General features: G+C 42.8%; 23 protein-coding genes and 1 rRNA gene. 22 read left to right on the top strand and 2 right to left on the bottom strand.

What is annotated here, in order from left to right:
* Nucleotides 1–22 precede the first annotated feature (22 nt).
* From rplO to BK127_RS35780, 18 genes are all read left to right on the top strand, one after another.
* Nucleotides 23–463: a 50S ribosomal protein L15 gene (rplO, locus tag BK127_RS35865; RefSeq protein WP_076237431.1), complete on the top strand. Its 441-nt coding sequence runs from the start codon at nt 23–25 to the stop codon at nt 461–463.
* Nucleotides 463–1764: a preprotein translocase subunit SecY gene (gene secY / locus BK127_RS35860; RefSeq protein ID WP_076237429.1), complete on the top strand. Its 1302-nt coding sequence runs from the start codon at nt 463–465 to the stop codon at nt 1762–1764. The genes rplO and secY overlap by 1 nt, the downstream gene beginning before the upstream one ends.
* An 82-nt stretch (nt 1765–1846) precedes the next feature.
* Nucleotides 1847–2500: an adenylate kinase gene (locus BK127_RS35855; RefSeq protein WP_076237426.1), complete on the top strand. Its 654-nt coding sequence runs from the start codon at nt 1847–1849 to the stop codon at nt 2498–2500.
* On the top strand, nt 2497–3243 hold the full coding sequence (gene map, locus BK127_RS35850; protein WP_076237423.1) for a type I methionyl aminopeptidase: 747 nt from the start codon (nt 2497–2499) through the stop codon (nt 3241–3243). The genes BK127_RS35855 and map overlap by 4 nt, the downstream gene beginning before the upstream one ends.
* 16 nt (nt 3244–3259) lie before the next feature.
* On the top strand, nt 3260–3568 hold the full coding sequence (locus BK127_RS35845; RefSeq protein ID WP_076237420.1) for a KOW domain-containing RNA-binding protein: 309 nt from the start codon (nt 3260–3262) through the stop codon (nt 3566–3568).
* A gap of 2 nt (nt 3569–3570) precedes the next feature.
* Nucleotides 3571–3789, top strand: coding sequence for a translation initiation factor IF-1 (gene infA, locus BK127_RS35840; RefSeq protein ID WP_009676800.1), 219 nt, complete (start codon nt 3571–3573; stop codon nt 3787–3789).
* Nucleotides 3790–3934: 145 nt separating this feature from the next.
* The gene (gene rpmJ / locus BK127_RS35835) at nt 3935–4048 is read left to right on the top strand and encodes a 50S ribosomal protein L36 (RefSeq protein ID WP_003333770.1); all 114 of its coding nucleotides are present in this window, start codon (nt 3935–3937) and stop codon (nt 4046–4048) included.
* A gap of 16 nt (nt 4049–4064) precedes the next feature.
* Nucleotides 4065–4433, top strand: a complete 369-nt coding sequence (gene rpsM, locus BK127_RS35830; protein WP_076237417.1) for a 30S ribosomal protein S13 — start codon at nt 4065–4067, stop codon at nt 4431–4433.
* Nucleotides 4434–4454: 21 nt separating this feature from the next.
* The gene (rpsK, locus tag BK127_RS35825; RefSeq protein WP_076237415.1) at nt 4455–4850 is read left to right on the top strand and encodes a 30S ribosomal protein S11; all 396 of its coding nucleotides are present in this window, start codon (nt 4455–4457) and stop codon (nt 4848–4850) included.
* Between the two features lie 123 nt (nt 4851–4973).
* Entirely contained in the window at nt 4974–5918 is a 945-nt protein-coding gene (locus BK127_RS35820; protein WP_076237413.1) for a DNA-directed RNA polymerase subunit alpha, read from the top strand.
* A gap of 39 nt (nt 5919–5957) precedes the next feature.
* The gene (rplQ, locus tag BK127_RS35815) at nt 5958–6326 is read left to right on the top strand and encodes a 50S ribosomal protein L17 (protein WP_076237411.1); all 369 of its coding nucleotides are present in this window, start codon (nt 5958–5960) and stop codon (nt 6324–6326) included.
* 91 nt (nt 6327–6417) lie between these two features.
* Nucleotides 6418–7194 (top strand): tRNA pseudouridine(38-40) synthase TruA, encoded by a 777-nt coding sequence (truA, locus tag BK127_RS35810; protein WP_076237409.1) that lies wholly within the window; start codon nt 6418–6420, stop codon nt 7192–7194.
* A 208-nt stretch (nt 7195–7402) separates the two neighbouring features.
* Complete coding sequence (gene rplM, locus BK127_RS35805; RefSeq protein WP_076237407.1) at nt 7403–7840, top strand: 50S ribosomal protein L13; 438 nt, start codon at nt 7403–7405, stop codon at nt 7838–7840.
* Between the two features lie 18 nt (nt 7841–7858).
* Nucleotides 7859–8251 (top strand): 30S ribosomal protein S9, encoded by a 393-nt coding sequence (rpsI, locus tag BK127_RS35800; RefSeq protein ID WP_076237405.1) that lies wholly within the window; start codon nt 7859–7861, stop codon nt 8249–8251.
* 211 nt (nt 8252–8462) lie between these two features.
* Nucleotides 8463–9155, top strand: a complete 693-nt coding sequence (locus BK127_RS35795) for a phosphoadenylyl-sulfate reductase (RefSeq protein ID WP_076237402.1) — start codon at nt 8463–8465, stop codon at nt 9153–9155.
* A gap of 23 nt (nt 9156–9178) precedes the next feature.
* Nucleotides 9179–10354, top strand: coding sequence for a sulfate adenylyltransferase (gene sat / locus BK127_RS35790; RefSeq protein WP_076237399.1), 1176 nt, complete (start codon nt 9179–9181; stop codon nt 10352–10354).
* 95 nt (nt 10355–10449) lie between these two features.
* Nucleotides 10450–11202: an N-acetylmuramoyl-L-alanine amidase CwlD gene (gene cwlD / locus BK127_RS35785; protein ID WP_076237396.1), complete on the top strand. Its 753-nt coding sequence runs from the start codon at nt 10450–10452 to the stop codon at nt 11200–11202.
* A gap of 55 nt (nt 11203–11257) precedes the next feature.
* Complete coding sequence (locus BK127_RS35780) at nt 11258–12358, top strand: Mrp/NBP35 family ATP-binding protein (RefSeq protein WP_076237394.1); 1101 nt, start codon at nt 11258–11260, stop codon at nt 12356–12358.
* A gap of 88 nt (nt 12359–12446) precedes the next feature.
* Here the strand turns inward: BK127_RS35780 and gerD are convergent, their stop codons facing one another.
* Nucleotides 12447–13112 (bottom strand): spore germination lipoprotein GerD, encoded by a 666-nt coding sequence (gene gerD, locus BK127_RS35775; protein WP_076237391.1) that lies wholly within the window; start codon nt 13110–13112, stop codon nt 12447–12449.
* Between the two features lie 141 nt (nt 13113–13253).
* Here gerD and BK127_RS35770 point away from each other — a divergent pair, with 141 nt between their 5' ends.
* Nucleotides 13254–13850, top strand: coding sequence for a KinB-signaling pathway activation protein (locus BK127_RS35770; protein ID WP_076237389.1), 597 nt, complete (start codon nt 13254–13256; stop codon nt 13848–13850).
* A 34-nt stretch (nt 13851–13884) separates the two neighbouring features.
* Here BK127_RS35770 and pdaB read toward each other — a convergent pair whose 3' ends face one another.
* On the bottom strand, nt 13885–14670 hold the full coding sequence (gene pdaB / locus BK127_RS35765; RefSeq protein ID WP_076237386.1) for a polysaccharide deacetylase family sporulation protein PdaB: 786 nt from the start codon (nt 14668–14670) through the stop codon (nt 13885–13887).
* A gap of 147 nt (nt 14671–14817) precedes the next feature.
* Between pdaB and BK127_RS35760 the strand changes: the two genes are divergently transcribed.
* The 3 genes from BK127_RS35760 to BK127_RS35750 all read left to right on the top strand — a co-directional run.
* Nucleotides 14818–15423, top strand: a complete 606-nt coding sequence (locus BK127_RS35760; RefSeq protein WP_076237384.1) for a stage II sporulation protein M — start codon at nt 14818–14820, stop codon at nt 15421–15423.
* A gap of 185 nt (nt 15424–15608) precedes the next feature.
* Nucleotides 15609–15827, top strand: a complete 219-nt coding sequence (locus tag BK127_RS35755) for a hypothetical protein (protein WP_076237547.1) — start codon at nt 15609–15611, stop codon at nt 15825–15827.
* Nucleotides 15828–16155: 328 nt separating this feature from the next.
* A 16S ribosomal RNA gene (locus BK127_RS35750) occupies nt 16156–16220 on the top strand; the annotation flags it as partial.

Raw genomic sequence — 16220 nt, 5'->3', positions numbered from 1 at the left:
GTATTAAGAGGAGGTGCAAACGATGAAATTGCATGAGCTTACTCCGGCTATCGGGGCACGTAAAGCCCGCAAGCGTGTGGGTCGTGGTATCGGTAGTGGTATGGGAAAAACGTCAACTCGTGGACATAAAGGACAAAATTCGCGCTCTGGCGGTGGTGTTCGTCCAGGTTTTGAAGGGGGACAAAATCCTCTATATCGTCGCTTGCCTAAACGTGGATTTACTAACAGATTCCGTAAGGAATTCGCTATTGTAAATCTGACTGAGCTTAACAAATTTGCTGCTGGTACTGAAGTGACTCCAGAAATTCTTCAAGAGTCCGGTATTATCAAAAATGCAAGAGATGGAATCAAAATCTTGGGCAATGGCGATCTTACTGTTCAGTTGAGTGTAAAAGCTAACAAGTTCTCTCAATCTGCGGTAGAGAAAATTCAGGCTGCCGGCGGTAAAACCGAGGTGATTTAATGTTACGTACCATATCCAATATTTTGAAAGTAGACGATCTGAGGAGAAGAATATTCTTCACCTTAATCGTTTTGATCGTCTACAGAATTGGTGCTTTTATTCCGGTACCTAACATCAACACAGATATTATCAAACTTCAGGATCAAGCCAACACAGGTGGTGTGTTTGGTTTGATGAATACTTTTTCCGGTGGCGCATTGTTCCAATTCTCGATCTTCGCGATGGGAATTATGCCTTATATTACAGCCTCGATCATCGTTCAGCTTTTATCGATGGATGTAATACCACGTTTTGCTCAATGGGCAAAAGAAGGGGAAGTGGGCAGAAAGAAGTTAGCGCAGATTACCCGTTACGGTACAATTGGATTAGGGATTATCCAGGCATTTGGTTTGGCTATCGGATTTAACCGAATCTACACAGGGTTAGTTGTGGATCCTACGTTCACAACGTATGCTTTGATCGCAATCGTTCTGACAGCGGGAACTGCATTTCTGATGTGGTTAGGGGAACAAATCACTGAAAATGGAATTGGAAATGGTATTTCCATTATCATCTTCGCGGGGATTGTAGCTGCAATTCCGACAGGAATTTCACAGATTTACAAAACTCAATTAGCCGATGCTGGAGATGCACTGTTCTTGAATATTATCAAAGTCGTGCTCATCGTAGTTGTTATTATTGCGTTGATCGCTGGGGTTATCTTCATACAACAAGGCATTCGTAAAATTCCGGTGCAATACGCCAAACGGGTTGTAGGTCGCAAGACTTATGGTGGGCAATCGACACACATCCCATTAAAGGTAAATGCAGCGGGTGTAATTCCAGTCATCTTTGCTTTATCATTACTTGTTTTTCCTCCAACACTTGCTAATTTTTGGAGAGGTAATGTAGTAGCAGATTGGATCATTACGAATTTAAATTATACAGCACCACTCGGTATGGTACTGTATGTACTATTGATCATTGGGTTCACCTTCTTCTACACGTTTGTTCAGATTAATCCTGAACAGATGGCTGACCAAATGAAGAAAAACGGAGGTTACATACCAGGAATTCGTCCTGGGAAAACAACTTCTGTATACTTGACCAGAGTAATGACTCGCATTACTTTGTCTGGTGCTCTTTTCTTGGCTGCGATCTCCATTATTCCAATGGTACTGGGCCATCTTGCAGGCTTGCCGGAGTCGGTTCGTATTGGAGGAACTTCCTTGCTAATTGTTATTGGTGTAGGATTGGAAACGATGAAGCAGGTTGAAAGTCAACTGATCAAACGTCATTACAAAGGTTTTATCAATAAATAGTAAATAGGTTCTGATAGTGAACTTTCACTATCGGCACCTATTGTTCTGGTTGCATCATTTGCTGTGATAGGGAGGAATCATTATGAACGTAATATTTATGGGTCCTCCTGGTGCAGGCAAAGGTACACAGGCGGAATCAATCGTCAATGAGTTTCAAATCCCGCATATTTCAACCGGCGACGCTTTTCGTTTAGCCATGAAGCAAGGTACGGCCCTTGGGTTGGAAGCAAAAAAATATGTGGATCAGGGTTTGCTTGTATCGGATGAAATTACGATTGGTATCGTAAAAGAACGACTTCAGCTTCCTGATTGTAAGTCAGGGTTTTTGCTTGACGGATTTCCAAGAACGATCGAGCAAGCGGAAGCTCTCGATAAGATCATGGATTCTTTAGGTTCAAGCATTGATCATGTTATAAACCTTCATGTTGATCGCAGCCTGCTTTTGGCGAGATTAACAGGTCGCAGAATTTGTAGATCTTGTGGTGCTACGTATCATGTCTTGTTTAACCCTCCTCATACTGAGAATGTATGTGATAAATGCTCAGGCGAATTGTACCAAAGATCAGATGATACCGAAGAAAAAGTAGGAACTCGGCTTGACGAGTATCTGAATAAAACAGCACCGCTTTTATCGTATTATCGTAACAAAGGAAATTTGCGTGAGGTTAACGGTGAGCAAGAAATAGGTACGGTTGCTGCACAAATCAGCTTACTATTGCGAGGTCAAGCGAAATGATCATTTGTAAATCTCCAGCTGAGTTGGACTTAATGAGAGAAGCAGGTCGAATTGTAGCCGAAACGCATCGCTTATTACAAAAGGCCGTTCAGCCCGATATTACAACCAAGGAGCTCGATCAAATCGCAGAAGGATATATTCGCAGTCAAGGAGCAATCCCATCTTTTAAAGGATACAACGGTTTTCCTGGAAGTATCTGTGCTTCAGTCAATGATGAATTGGTACATGGTATACCCGGACCGCGTAAGTTGTTGAATGGCGACATCATCAGTATTGATATCGGAGCTCAGTATAAAGGATATCATGGTGACTCAGCCTGGACTTATGGTGTTGGAACCATATCGGATACAGCCAAGAAGCTTTTGGAGGTAACTGAGCAATGCTTATACAAAGGACTAGAGGAAGCTAAACCGGATGCTCGGTTGTATACAATTTCTCATGCTATTCAAAAGTACGTCGAGAACGAAGGTTTTTCAATTGTTCGAGAATATGTTGGGCATGGAATTGGCTCCAAATTACATGAAGAGCCGCAGATTCCAAATTACGGTTTACCAGAACGAGGACCTCGACTGAAGCCGGGAATGGTATTAGCAATCGAACCCATGGTCAATGTCGGTGAACGTTATGTTAAGACACTGAAAGACAATTGGACGGTTGTTACAGTGGATGGCACACTGTGCGCGCATTTTGAGCATACCATTGCAATTACGCCGGATGGTTACGAAATATTTACAAAAGCCTAAAGCGTAGGTGAGCCTTGTGAATTCGGTAAACAAACCACAGCTTGGACAATTAGTTAGGATTATTCGCGGCAACGATTCCGGGAAGTACGCTGTCATCATAAATGTCGAAGACCAACGATTCGTGTGGATTGTAGACGGCGACAAACGGAGATTCGACCAGCCTAAGAAGAAAAATATACTTCATCTCGAATTGTTACCAACGGTTAGCAGCGAAGTTGTGGAAAGCATGAGCGATAGCGGACGTGTAACCAATAGTAAATTGCGCTTTGTAATCAATAAGGTTGTGAACCAAATTCAATCAGAAGCACAAGAGAAAGGAGAATGACTGTGGCCAAAGAAGATGTTATTGAAGTTGAAGGTACAGTGATTGAACCTCTTCCGAATGCAATGTTTAAAGTGGAGCTGGAAAACGGTCATAAGATACTTGCTCACGTATCCGGTAAAATCAGAATGCACTTTATCCGGATCTTGCCTGGAGATAAAGTAACGGTGGAACTTTCACCTTATGATTTGACTAGAGGCCGTATAACCTATCGTTTTAAATAAATGTATGAATATATATACCTATGCCTACCAAGATAGCTCACTAAAGCTTTCTCGGCTCATGCTTACGAAGACAGTTTTCTCTTGAAAACTCAGCTTATGCTTACGAAGTCAGTTTGCTAAAGCAAACTCTTAGGAGGTAATAAAAATGAAAGTTAGACCGTCGGTTAAGCCGATTTGTGAGAAATGCAAAGTCATTCGTCGCAAAGGCAATGTAATGGTTATTTGCGAAAATCCGAAGCACAAACAAAAACAAGGTTAAGGAGGTGCTTGTATAAATGGCACGTATTGCTGGTGTAGACTTACCTCGTGAAAAGCGCGTGGAAATTGCCCTGACATACATTTTTGGTATCGGTAAAACAACATCCCAAAAGATTTTGGCCGAAACCGGTGTAAGTTCGGCAACTCGCGTTCGCGATTTGACCGAAGATGAAGTAAGCAAGCTTCGTGATGCTATTGACAAAACTGTCAAAGTAGAAGGCGACCTTCGTCGTGAAATTGCTCTGAACATTAAACGTCTAATCGAAATTGGTTGCTATCGTGGTGTTCGTCACCGTCGCGGTTTACCTGTTCGTGGTCAACGTACTAAAACAAATGCCCGTACGCGTAAAGGTCCTCGTCGTACTGTAGCTAATAAGAAAAAATAGTAAAGGGGGTTAACACTGAAAATGGCTAAACCTAAAAAAGTTGTTCGTACGAAACGTCGTGATCGGAAAAACATTGACACCGGAGTAGCACATATCCGTTCAACGTTTAACAATACCATCGTAACTATTACCGATCCTCACGGTAATGCAATCTCTTGGGCGAGTGCTGGTAACATGGGCTTTAAAGGCTCACGTAAAAGCACTCCGTTCGCAGCACAAATGGCTGCTGAAACAGCAGCTAAAGCGGCAATGGAGCATGGGATGAAAGTCGTTGAAGTTATGGTTAAAGGTCCAGGAGCTGGTCGTGAAGCAGCAATTCGTTCGCTTCAAGCAGCTGGTCTGGAAGTTAACCTGATTAAAGACGTAACTCCTGTACCTCACAACGGTTGCCGTCCTCCAAAACGTCGTCGTGTCTAATTGAGATTACGAAGAGTGGTATATTTATCCAAAAGTTGACAATACTATGTGGATAAGAATACTGCACGTTTTATGCGTCTTAAGTTATCCAGAGGGAAACGACGTTTTGAAGGAGGGTTATCATTGATCGAAATCGAAAAGCCGAAAATAGAAACCGTAGCATTAAGCGAAGAGGGCACTTACGGTAAGTTTGTTGTAGAGCCTTTGGAAAGAGGCTATGGAACAACTTTGGGAAACTCGCTGCGCAGAATTTTGCTGTCCTCCTTACCGGGGGCGGCGGTTACCTCGGTTCAAATCGACGGAGTGCTGCACGAGTTTTCAACCGTTCCTGGTGTTAAGGAAGATGTCACTGAGATTATCCTTAACTTAAAGGGACTTTCGCTTAAAATTCATTCCGACGAGGATAAAGTGTTGGAGATTGACGCTGAAGGCGAAGGAGCGGTCGTAGCTGGCGATATTCGTGGTGATAGTGATGTTGAAATCCTTAATCCGGATTTGCACATTGCTACACTTTCATCCGATTCCCGTCTTCATATGCGAATTCACGCAAATCGTGGACGTGGATATGTACAAGCGGATAAGAACAAAAAAGAAGAGCAGCTTATCGGTTTAGTACCGATTGATTCGATTTACACGCCAATCACTCGTGTCAATTACAACATCGAAAATACTCGCGTAGGCCAGGTTACCAATTATGATAAACTGACTCTTGAAGTGTGGACCGATGGAAGTATTCGACCTGAAGAAGCTGTAAGCTTGGGCGCCAAAATTTTGACTGAGCATTTGATGTTATTCGTCGGTTTGACTGATGAAGCTAAAGATGCTGAGATCATGGTTGAAAAAGAAGAGGACAAAAAAGAGAAAGTGCTTGAGATGACGATCGAAGAGCTTGATCTTTCAGTTCGTTCTTACAACTGTTTGAAGCGCGCGGGTATTAATACCGTACAAGAATTGATTACGAAAACCGAAGAAGATATGATGAAGGTTCGTAATCTTGGACGCAAGTCCCTTGAAGAAGTTCAAGAGAAGCTCGAAGAGCTGGGTCTTGGTCTTCGAATGGAAGACTAGACGTCAACGATTATTAAGCATAAGGAGGTTACACATACAATGGCACAACATCAAAAGTTAAGTCGTGATTCCAGTTCACGTAAAGCATTATTTCGTGACCTGGTAACGGATCTGTTCATTTATGAGCGTATTCAAACGACAGAAGCTAAAGCAAAAGAATTACGTTCTATTGCAGAAAAATTAATCACTTTGGCAAAACGCGGAGATCTTCATGCACGTCGTCAGGTGGCTTCCTTTGTTCGCCGCGAAGCAGCGAATGAAAACCAGGACGCTATCCAAAAGCTGTTTGCTGATCTGGCTCCTCGCTACGCGGAACGTCAAGGCGGTTATACACGTATCTTAAAGCTTGGACCACGTCGCGGCGATGCTGCACCAATGGTTTACTTAGAGCTAGTAGATCGTGCATAAAGGGATTGGAAAGGGTGGACAGGATCTTATGATTCTGCTGAAGCCCTTTTTTTTGTAGCCTCAGCTTATGGATATGAGACGGAGGTTAGCCTTGAGAAATATATGCATGACCGTAAGCTATGACGGAACGGCTTATCACGGCTTTCAGACACAGCCAAGCAACAACACGATTCAGGACATTCTGGAGCGTGCGATACGTTCTCTGACGGGTGAGACGATCAAAATAACCTCTTCTGGACGTACCGATGCAGGTGTTCATGCCAGATGCCAGGTTATCAACTTTATCACCTCATCCCCGATTCCTCTCGTTCGTTGGTGCTTGGCTTTAAATACGCTTCTGCCTGCTGACATTATCGTTAGTAACGCAAGGCAGGTCGATGATAATTTCCATTCGAGACGCAGTGCAGACCGCAAAACCTACCGATATACCATCCGTTGCGGCAAACACCCTGATTTATTTCGTCGTAACCAGGAATACTTCCATCCTACACCATTGAATACGGAAGCCATGCAATCAAGTTTGCCCTGTTTGGTGGGAGAACATGATTTTACTTCTTTCTGCTCAATTCGTTCTACCAAGAAGTCCAATGTACGGACGATATATGCCGCCTCATTGGAATGTGAACCGGTGGATCCCATTTTGCAATCATATGGTATTCATATTCATGTGACCGGAAATGGTTTTTTATACAATATGGTTCGAATTATTGTCGGTACGCTGATCCAGATCGGAGAAGGCAAACGATCAGCTGATGCAATGAGTGAGATTCTGTCTTTACGAGACCGTGCGTTGGCCGGACCAACCGCTATGCCTCATGGGCTGGTACTCTGGGAAGTTTTATACGATAACGATGAGATTAGTTCTTGATTTAATCTTCCGTACGTAGTATAATACAACTTGGCGTTTCTTGATCGGCTAACCCACGGCCCCGGATCAAGCAGGAGCCGTATAAACCATATTAATTAAATGATACAGATAAATTGGATGATGAGATGACAGGTTGTCTCGGTATCAAAAGCGAAACTGTGTCATCAATCAATTACCGATATGCAAAATGTTTAGGAGGAACAACGAAATGCGCACGACATACATGGCTAAGCCTAATGAAGTAGAACGCAAATGGTTCATTGTTGACGCTACAGATAAAACTCTGGGTCGTCTTGCAAGCGAAGTAGCAGCATTAATTCGCGGCAAACACAAACCACAATTCACACCTCATGTGGATACAGGAGATTTTGTTATCGTCATCAATGCAGAAAAGATTCATTTAACAGGTAAGAAATTGCAAAACAAAATGTACTACCGTCACTCCATGTACACAGGCGGTTTGAAAGTAACATCCGCTCAAGACATGATTGCTAACAAACCAGAACGTGTCCTTGAATTGGCAATTTTCGGAATGCTTCCGAAAAACCGTTTAGGTGATGCAATGAAAACGAAACTTAAAGTATATGCAGGATCCGAACACCCGCACCAAGCACAACAACCAGAAGTCTGGGAACTTCGCGGTTAGTTAAAAGGAGGCTATCTTGTGGCACAGGTTCAATACTATGGAACAGGTCGTAGGAAGCATTCGGTAGCTCGCGTACGTCTAGTACCAGGCGAAGGCCGAATTGTGATCAACAAACGTGAATTGGATGAATATTTTGGTTTAGAAACTTTAAAGCTTATCGTTAAGCAACCATTGAATCTTACAGAGACTTTGGGTCAATACGATGTATTGGTTATTGCTAACGGTGGAGGTATCTCTGGACAAGCAGGAGCGATCCGTCATGGTATTTCTCGTGCATTGCTGAAGGTAGATCCTGAATTGCGCGGATCGTTGAAAAAAGCGGGTTTTCTGACTCGTGATCCACGTATGAAAGAGCGTAAAAAATATGGATTGAAAGCCGCTCGTCGTGCTCCTCAGTTCTCCAAGCGTTAAGATATACACATATCGAACAAAAAAAAGTCTTTCTGCCGTTTTGGTGGAAAGGCTTTTTTTGTTATGCATTTGCATATCGATATAGTAGTCGTTTTACTCCAAATGGCAGAAGAAAAATTTAATTTGACAAAAAGTCTGGTGGCATTATAATGGAATTATACAAAGAAAGCATATTAATATACTCGGAATTAATCATTTGGGAGGAATTGTAATGAATTTATTTGAAAAAGAGCGGTGGATTCAGGAAGCAGCGGAGCATTATGAGAATCTGTCAGCAGAAACATTGATCGAACTGGCTGTAGAGAAGTTTCCCAATATTACATTAGCCTGTAGTTTCGGCGCAGAGGATGTAGTATTAGTTGATATGCTGCAGAAGCTGAGTCCGAAAACAGACATATTTTATTTAGATACAAATGTTCATTTTCAGGAAACGTACGATACACGTGATAAATTGCAGCAGCACTACGGTTTGGAGTTTGTCCAAGTACTTCCGAAGTTAACTTTAGACGAACAAGCTGCACAATTTGGTGATGAGCTTTGGAAAAGCAGTCCGAATCAATGCTGCAATATAAGAAAAGTAGATCCATTAACCGATATTTTGAAAAATTATGATGCATGGATTACTGGTATTCGCCGAGATCAGGCACCGACACGTGCTAATTCCAAAAAAGTTGAATATGATACCAAGTTTGGTTTAGTAAAATTCAACCCATTGGCTAGCTGGACAAGTGAAGACGTATGGAATTATATCCGCAAAAACAATGTTTTGTATAATCCATTGCACGACAACAACTATCCAAGCATTGGCTGCACGCATTGCACACGTCAAGTCGCTGCTGGTGAAGATCCTCGGGCCGGGCGTTGGGCTGGCAATGAAAAAACAGAATGCGGACTTCACAAATAATTATAAAGGAGATTTGCGAACCTATGACCGAAACGATTCAACCTCATGGAGGCACGTTGATCAACCGAATCGTGGAAGGTGCAGAGAGAGAGCACCTGCTGGAGCTTGCCAAAACTTTGTACACACTTAAAATAAGTGCATGGGCTATCTCGGATCTGGATTTGATTGGGGTAGGAGCATTTTCACCACTTACCGGCTTTTTGGGAGAAGAGGACTATCAATCTGTTGTTGAACGGATGCGCTTGGCTGACGGTACGGTATGGAGTATTCCGGTAACTCTTCCTGTTGAGGCCCATATTGGTAAAGGCTTTTCAATCGGACAGCAAATCGCACTGGTTGGTGAAGCAGATGACGTTATATATGGCATTCTGGACGTTCAAAGCGTCTATAGTGTCGACCATAAGCATGAGGCTGTAAAAGTGTTTAAAACCGACGATTCTGCCCATCCTGGCGTCCAAAAATTGTTTTCCCGCCCTGCTACCCATTTAGGTGGATCCGTGCAGGTATTAAACAGACCCAAAGCAGAGAAGTTTGAGGAGTTTTATTTCGATCCCGCAGAAACCCGCCGCTTATTTGTTGAGAAGGGCTGGAAGACGGTTGTTGGTTTTCAAACCCGCAACCCTGTGCATCGTGCTCATGAGTATATACAAAAAACAGCGATGGAAATCGTGGATGGTCTGTTTCTGAATCCGTTGGTAGGCGAAACGAAGTCTGATGATATTTCGGCTGATGTTCGTATGAAAAGCTATCTGGTATTGCTGGAAAACTACTATCCGAAGGATCGTGTATCCTTAGGGGTATTCCCTGCAGCCATGCGTTATGCAGGACCTCGGGAAGCGATTTTTCACGCAATGGTTCGCAAAAATTACGGCTGCACGCATTTCATCGTAGGTCGTGATCATGCAGGTGTGGGAGACTATTACGGCACGTATGAGGCTCAAGAAATATTCAGCAATTTCACCAAGCATGAGCTGGGTATTACACCGTTGTTTTTTGAGCATAGCTTCTTTTGCAAAAAATGCGGCAACATGGCTTCAAGCAAAACATGTCCTCATGACGCTTCAGAGCACTTGCATTTGTCTGGTACCAAGGTTCGCGCCCTGCTGCGTGATGGACAATGTCCACCAGGTGAATTTACTCGACCAGAAGTAGCTCAAGTGCTGATTGAAGGCATGAAGGAGCCGGACAACGAAGTATAAATTCATACGGATTACGCTTACAGTCATAAGGTATATTTGTCCACCTCAACCCATATAGATGTACAGAATCTATAGGGACTTGAGGTGGATTTTTGATGTGGAAAAGAAGGAAGCGAATCGTCATATGGCTCACTCTGCAAAGCAGCTTAAAGATCGGGCTCTCAGCTCTGCTTATTGCCCTCATGCTGATTATGTTTAGTTATGAATTGCCTGCAACCAAAACATGGACATACTGGACGATGCCCTTGTCTGGAAAGGTCATTGCACTTGATCCAGGCCATGGTGGCCCTGATGGAGGAGCGGAAAGCAAGGATGGAACTGTAGAAAAGGACATTAACCTGAATATTTCATTGCACCTCCGAGATTATTTGCAGGAAGCCGGCGCACTCGTTGTAATGACCCGAGAGGACGATAAGGATTTGGCAGACTCCTCCACCAAGGGCTACAGTAAGAGAAAGACCGAGGATCTTATGAATCGTGCACAATTTATTAATCAGAAAAAATCGGACTTGTTCCTAAGTGTCCATGTAAACAGCATACCCTCTACTAAATGGTCTGGGGCACAGACGTTCTACTATCCTAATCATAAAGACAGTATTGTATTGGCGACGTTCATCCAGGAGGAACTGAAAACCAATCTGAATAATACAGAGCGTATCGCAAAGCCAGTAGGGAATGTGTTCTTGTTAAAAACTTTGCAAATGCCCAGTGCCTTGATTGAGGTAGGTTTTCTATCGAATCCTCCGGAGGCTGACAAGCTGAAGAGTCGTAATTATCAAAAGAAACTCGCGGCTGCTATCTATCAAGGTGTACTCAGATATTACTCAGGTGAAAAAGTGGGTTTATAAACAAACTATGTTATAATAACACTCAAGTATGAATACAGATTGCTGGGGTGAATCTATGGTTACGAAGGAACAATTATTAGATGCAGTCCGCTCAATTCATGATCAGGAGTTTTTGCTGGATTTGGTGGAGCTGCATTTTATTCGAGATATGGTTATTAAAGAAGAGCGTGTCGCAGCTACGGTGCTGTTGTCCAACGAAAGTGAAGACTACCGAACAACTCTGGAAAATCAAATTACAGCCGCTTTTCAAAAAGTGGGTGCTCAAGAGGTGCATTTACGCTTCCGAGGGCTATCTGAATTTGATCGGAATGAAGCTTCGCGCAAAATCCAGGAGGCTGCTTCGGCACAAAAGCAAGCAGATACACCCAAGGAACCTGCAGATCATTCAGTGCCTGCTCGTAATATTTTAGATGCTGCAGAGGGTGTGCAGTTCATTGCTATTGCAAGTGGCAAGGGCGGAGTAGGTAAATCCACCGTTACCGTTAACCTGGCAGTAGCGCTTGCAAGATTGGGCAAAAAAGTAGGCCTTATTGATGCAGATATTTATGGCTTCAGTGTGCCGGATATGATGGGGATCGACCATAAGCCTGAGCTTATTGACAATAAAATCGTGCCGATTGAGCGATTTGGAGTCAAAGTAATCTCTATGGGCTTCTTCGTAGAGGACAATACGCCAGTCATTTGGCGTGGTCCGATGCTTGGCAAAATGCTGCGGAACTTTTTCCAGGAAGTGACCTGGGGTGATGTCGAATACGTTTTGTTGGATTTACCGCCCGGTACAGGCGATGTTGCCTTGGATGTACATCAGATGATCCCGCAAAGCAAAGAAATTATTGTCACAACTCCACATGCTACTGCAGCTTTTGTTGCTGCAAGGGCTGGTGCTATGGCTATACATACCGAGCATGAAATTATTGGAATCGTTGAAAATATGTCTTATTACAAGGATTCTAGTGGTGAGAAGGCTTATGTATTTGGTAGAGGTGGCGGCGGCAAGCTGGCAGAAGAGCTGCATACAGAGCTGCTTGCTCAAATCCCTTTGGGTGCGCCTGATAATCACCCTGCTGAGTCTGATTATTCACCATCGGTTTACAAAGCTGAATCCGAAACGGGTAACCTATATAAAGAACTTGCACTAAAGGTCATTAATAAATAATACAGAAATAAACAGACCGTCCGAGATCGTAATCGGGCGGTCATTTTTTTGTGAGTTGTTTTGAACTGCTTTTTCTGGCCTTCTCGAATTATTTCTTCTGATTGCCACCGCCGCCGCTTTCCTGAGAGCCGCCGCCACTCTGACTTTCTCCTCCTGACTTACTCTGCCCCTTGGGTTGTGATTCTTCCTCAAGCACCTTTTTCATCACATTCATTAAATCAAGACGAAACAACGGACTTTGCATGGATTCCTGAATGACGGTTTTGGTCTGCTGTCTATAAGGAGTGCTTTTCAATGTATCCAGAAGCATTTTTTCAAAATCCGGATTTTTCATGGTGCTGACCAGTGCTTGCTGATATTCAGGGTCTTTCATTAAATCCTTTTGCAGCTGCTTCATTTCCTTTTGAATCGCCTTGGCAAATTCACCAGCAAATTTAGGATCTGTAATAACCGTTTGTAAAAATTTATTATTGCTCGTATCGGTAAGTACGTCCTTAACCGCAAGTTGAATGTGCTGGGCATCACCGGCTGACAATAACTTTAACTGACCTCCGTCTTGTGCTGCTGCTTTTTGCGATGCTGTGAGTATAGCCTTTTGCCCATCCTCGGTTTTTAATATGTCGAGCACCATCGTTTTGGTATCCTTGTAACCGCCGTTTTGCGATTGTGAAGAGCTGCTATCCGAGCCGCAAGAAGATAATACCATCCCAATAAGAATGAGAAGAACAACCTGACGCAACCATTGAGATTTCATGACTTCGTGGCTCCTTTCATGATTTGTTGTGTGTAGTATTCGCCAAAATGCCTTATTTGAAATCCCCTCCCCATTAGCTTTTTATTGAGAAGGTTGGTACAATTAGCATCAGAAAAGACGCATGTGCTGGGGGTAAAAGTTGTGACATTACGTAAATGGTTTTATTTATTCTGGACGACACTTGTGATTGGAGCTGTAGCAGCTTTAATTATCGGTTTTATTTTACAGTCCACCGATCAGAAGATAAGTGTGCTTAATGGTAATGAAATTGGTTTTAACATGGTGACGATGCTGCTTGGTGGGGCCATGATCAGCGTTCTCAGTCAAATGGGTTTTTTCTCTTACTTGATTGTTCGTTTTATAGTGATGGGCATGATAAGAGCTAAATGGATTACAGATACACTGCAGTTGATCTGTGTCCTTATTGCCTTGGTCGATTTGGTGTTTCTAAGACATGAAGATGCGCAAGAAAGCTGGCTTACCTACATGATGCTGCCGCTTATTTTACTTGTTGTCGCGTTCTCCACTTCTTGGTGGAAGGTGAAGCTGACCAACAGAAATGGATTTATCCCTACGTTATTTTTTATGACAGCCGTTACGGCCATCGAAGCAGTACCAGCGCTCAGGATCAATAGTGCAGCTTCAACTCTCTTTATGATGATCCCTTTGCTTGCTTGCAATGCATGGCAAATATTGATTTTATCGAAAGTGCTAAAAACAAACAAAGAGCCGCTGTGACGGCTCTTCTTAATTTCTATTAGTCAACACTGAATCATTGAAGCTGTTTCATGGCTTGGTCTTCGACGGGTGGTTTGTTGCGAACTTCTGTTTGCTTCATCAGCTCACTGACCGTTACGAACTCATAGCCTTTGGCGCGAAGCTGATCGATAATGACGGGCAGCGCTTCGTGAGTTTGCTTGACGGAGTCGCTGGCATGCATAAGTACGATGTCTCCGGGGTGAGCCTTGGATACAACACGATTAATAATATTATCGACGCCTTTATTCATCCAATCCATAGAATCTGTATCCCATTGGATGACCGTGTAATTAAGCTCGTGAGCGATGCGGAGCACTCTTTTGTCAAAATCACCGTTAGGTAACCGGATCAGATTCGGATTTTTACCAGTAACCTGGTTTAAGATTTGGTTGGCTGTTTTAATTTGTGTCCGAATCTCATCGTCGTTGAGGCTGCTGTAGTTTACATGCTTATGCCCGTGACTCCCAACCTCCCATCCACCTTTAACAATTCGCTGCACCATCTCGGGATGATCCTTACTCCAGGGTGAAGAGAGGAAGAAAGTAGCGTTCTTTACCCCTTTGTCCTCCAAAATCTTGAGGATAGGTTCGGTTCGTTTGTCTCCCCAGCTGATGTCAAAGGTAAGTGCTATCCACTTTTTCTCGGTTTGTACACTATAAATGGCTGCAGGCTCACTTTGCGAAAAGACCGTCACTTGATCTCGCTCTGAATAAATAATACCAATTGCAAAAATGATCGCTACAGCAATAATAAAAACTTGCTTAATTTTTTTCCCGTTCACCACATAAAAGTAATTCATGAACCTAACCTCCCGGCAGCCCTGCTTACCAAGAAGGGCTTGTATATTTTGCATTTAATACAGTGTATGCTGGGACAAGGAAGATATGATAAGAGCTTGGCTACTACTTGTGAAACCAATAGAATAAACGTAGGGAGATGAGAAATCATGAATAATATAAGAATACAACTCAAGCTAATGAAGCATTATTTTATCGCAGCGACACTTGTCTTTGTTGTTGGGATGATACTTGGAGCGGGATTTTCGGATTCATTCCAGACTTTTATTGAAACACAGTTAAAAGCCTTGGAGCAGCTTACACAATCAATGGCTGACAAACCGAATCCGCAATGGTCGATGTTCTGGCTGATTTTTTGGAATAATGTATTGAAGACGCTGCTGGTCATCGCATTAGGCGCTTTTTTTGGGATATTACCGTTGTTTTTTTTGCTAACGAACGGATTACTGCTCGGTTATATAGGAGCTTTGTCTGCACATAAAGAATCGCTGCTCTTTGTTTTAAAAGGTATCGTCCCTCACGGCATTCTTGAAATTCCGGCGATCATCATTGCAGCTGCGTTTGGTATGCGCCTGGGTGTTCTGATGATGAAGTCTTTAGCTGCTCTAATAAGCCCGAATAGACCGAATGCTTATAAAGAAGAGCTGCTAGGCTTTGCTAAGGCGATAGGTCCTGTCGTGCTCGTGCTTGTTGTTACATTGACGGTAGCTGCGCTGATCGAAAGTACATTTACCTACTGGCTTGTAAAAAGTTAACGCGTATACCGCATAAAAAAACTAAATATGTGCATAACAGTAAAGCAGACGAGCTGCTTAACTGGCTTAGGCATGCAGGTTTAAAGCGCGAAGTGAATTTGGATGGATCAGTGCTTTAACATTGCATGCTTTTTGGCGTCTTCAGATGGTCAGGATAACTTCAGATGAAAGGGGCATTGAGGCTGATGCTCGGTTTTTTGTTCAATGCAAGGGAATGCAGTGAGCTCGACTACGTGTTAAAAAAAGAATTGGATGAAATGCTGTTCGACTTAAATGATAAAAAATTGGATAATGAAGTCAAGAAAGCGATTGAATCTCGTTACAAAGTGATTTTTCGAATGTATGCAAGGCTGGCTTCGCCCAGAGAAATTTCGAAATATGCGAGGAATAAAATGCAACGTTAAAATAAATTGAAATGAATTGCTTGACTTATACAGCAGGGGTATGATACATTACATCTCGCCGCTAAAAACGGTACAAGCATAAAACCAACAAGATCAAGCCTGTTATCCTTAATTTCAAAAAAAAGCTTGCATTGAAGTAGGTTAGTGTGGTATATTAAAAAAGTCGCCGCTAAAATTAAATGGTTAATAACATTTAATTAAAGTGAGTGCATATAATGTATGATTAAATGATTGTCCTTTGAAAACTGAATCAACGAGTGAGTAAATAGCAGTATAAGAGAATGCAAATTCTCGTCAGCAGTGAATGAGTGCAAATCAAAGTTCTACCTTAATGGAGAGTTTGATCCTGGCTCAGGACGAACGCTGGCGGCGTGCCTAATACATGCAAGTCGA

Source organism: Paenibacillus sp. FSL H7-0331, assembly GCF_001956045.1.
Note: the sequence above shows the minus strand (reverse complement) of the source record. Positions and strands in the feature narration are given on the sequence as shown.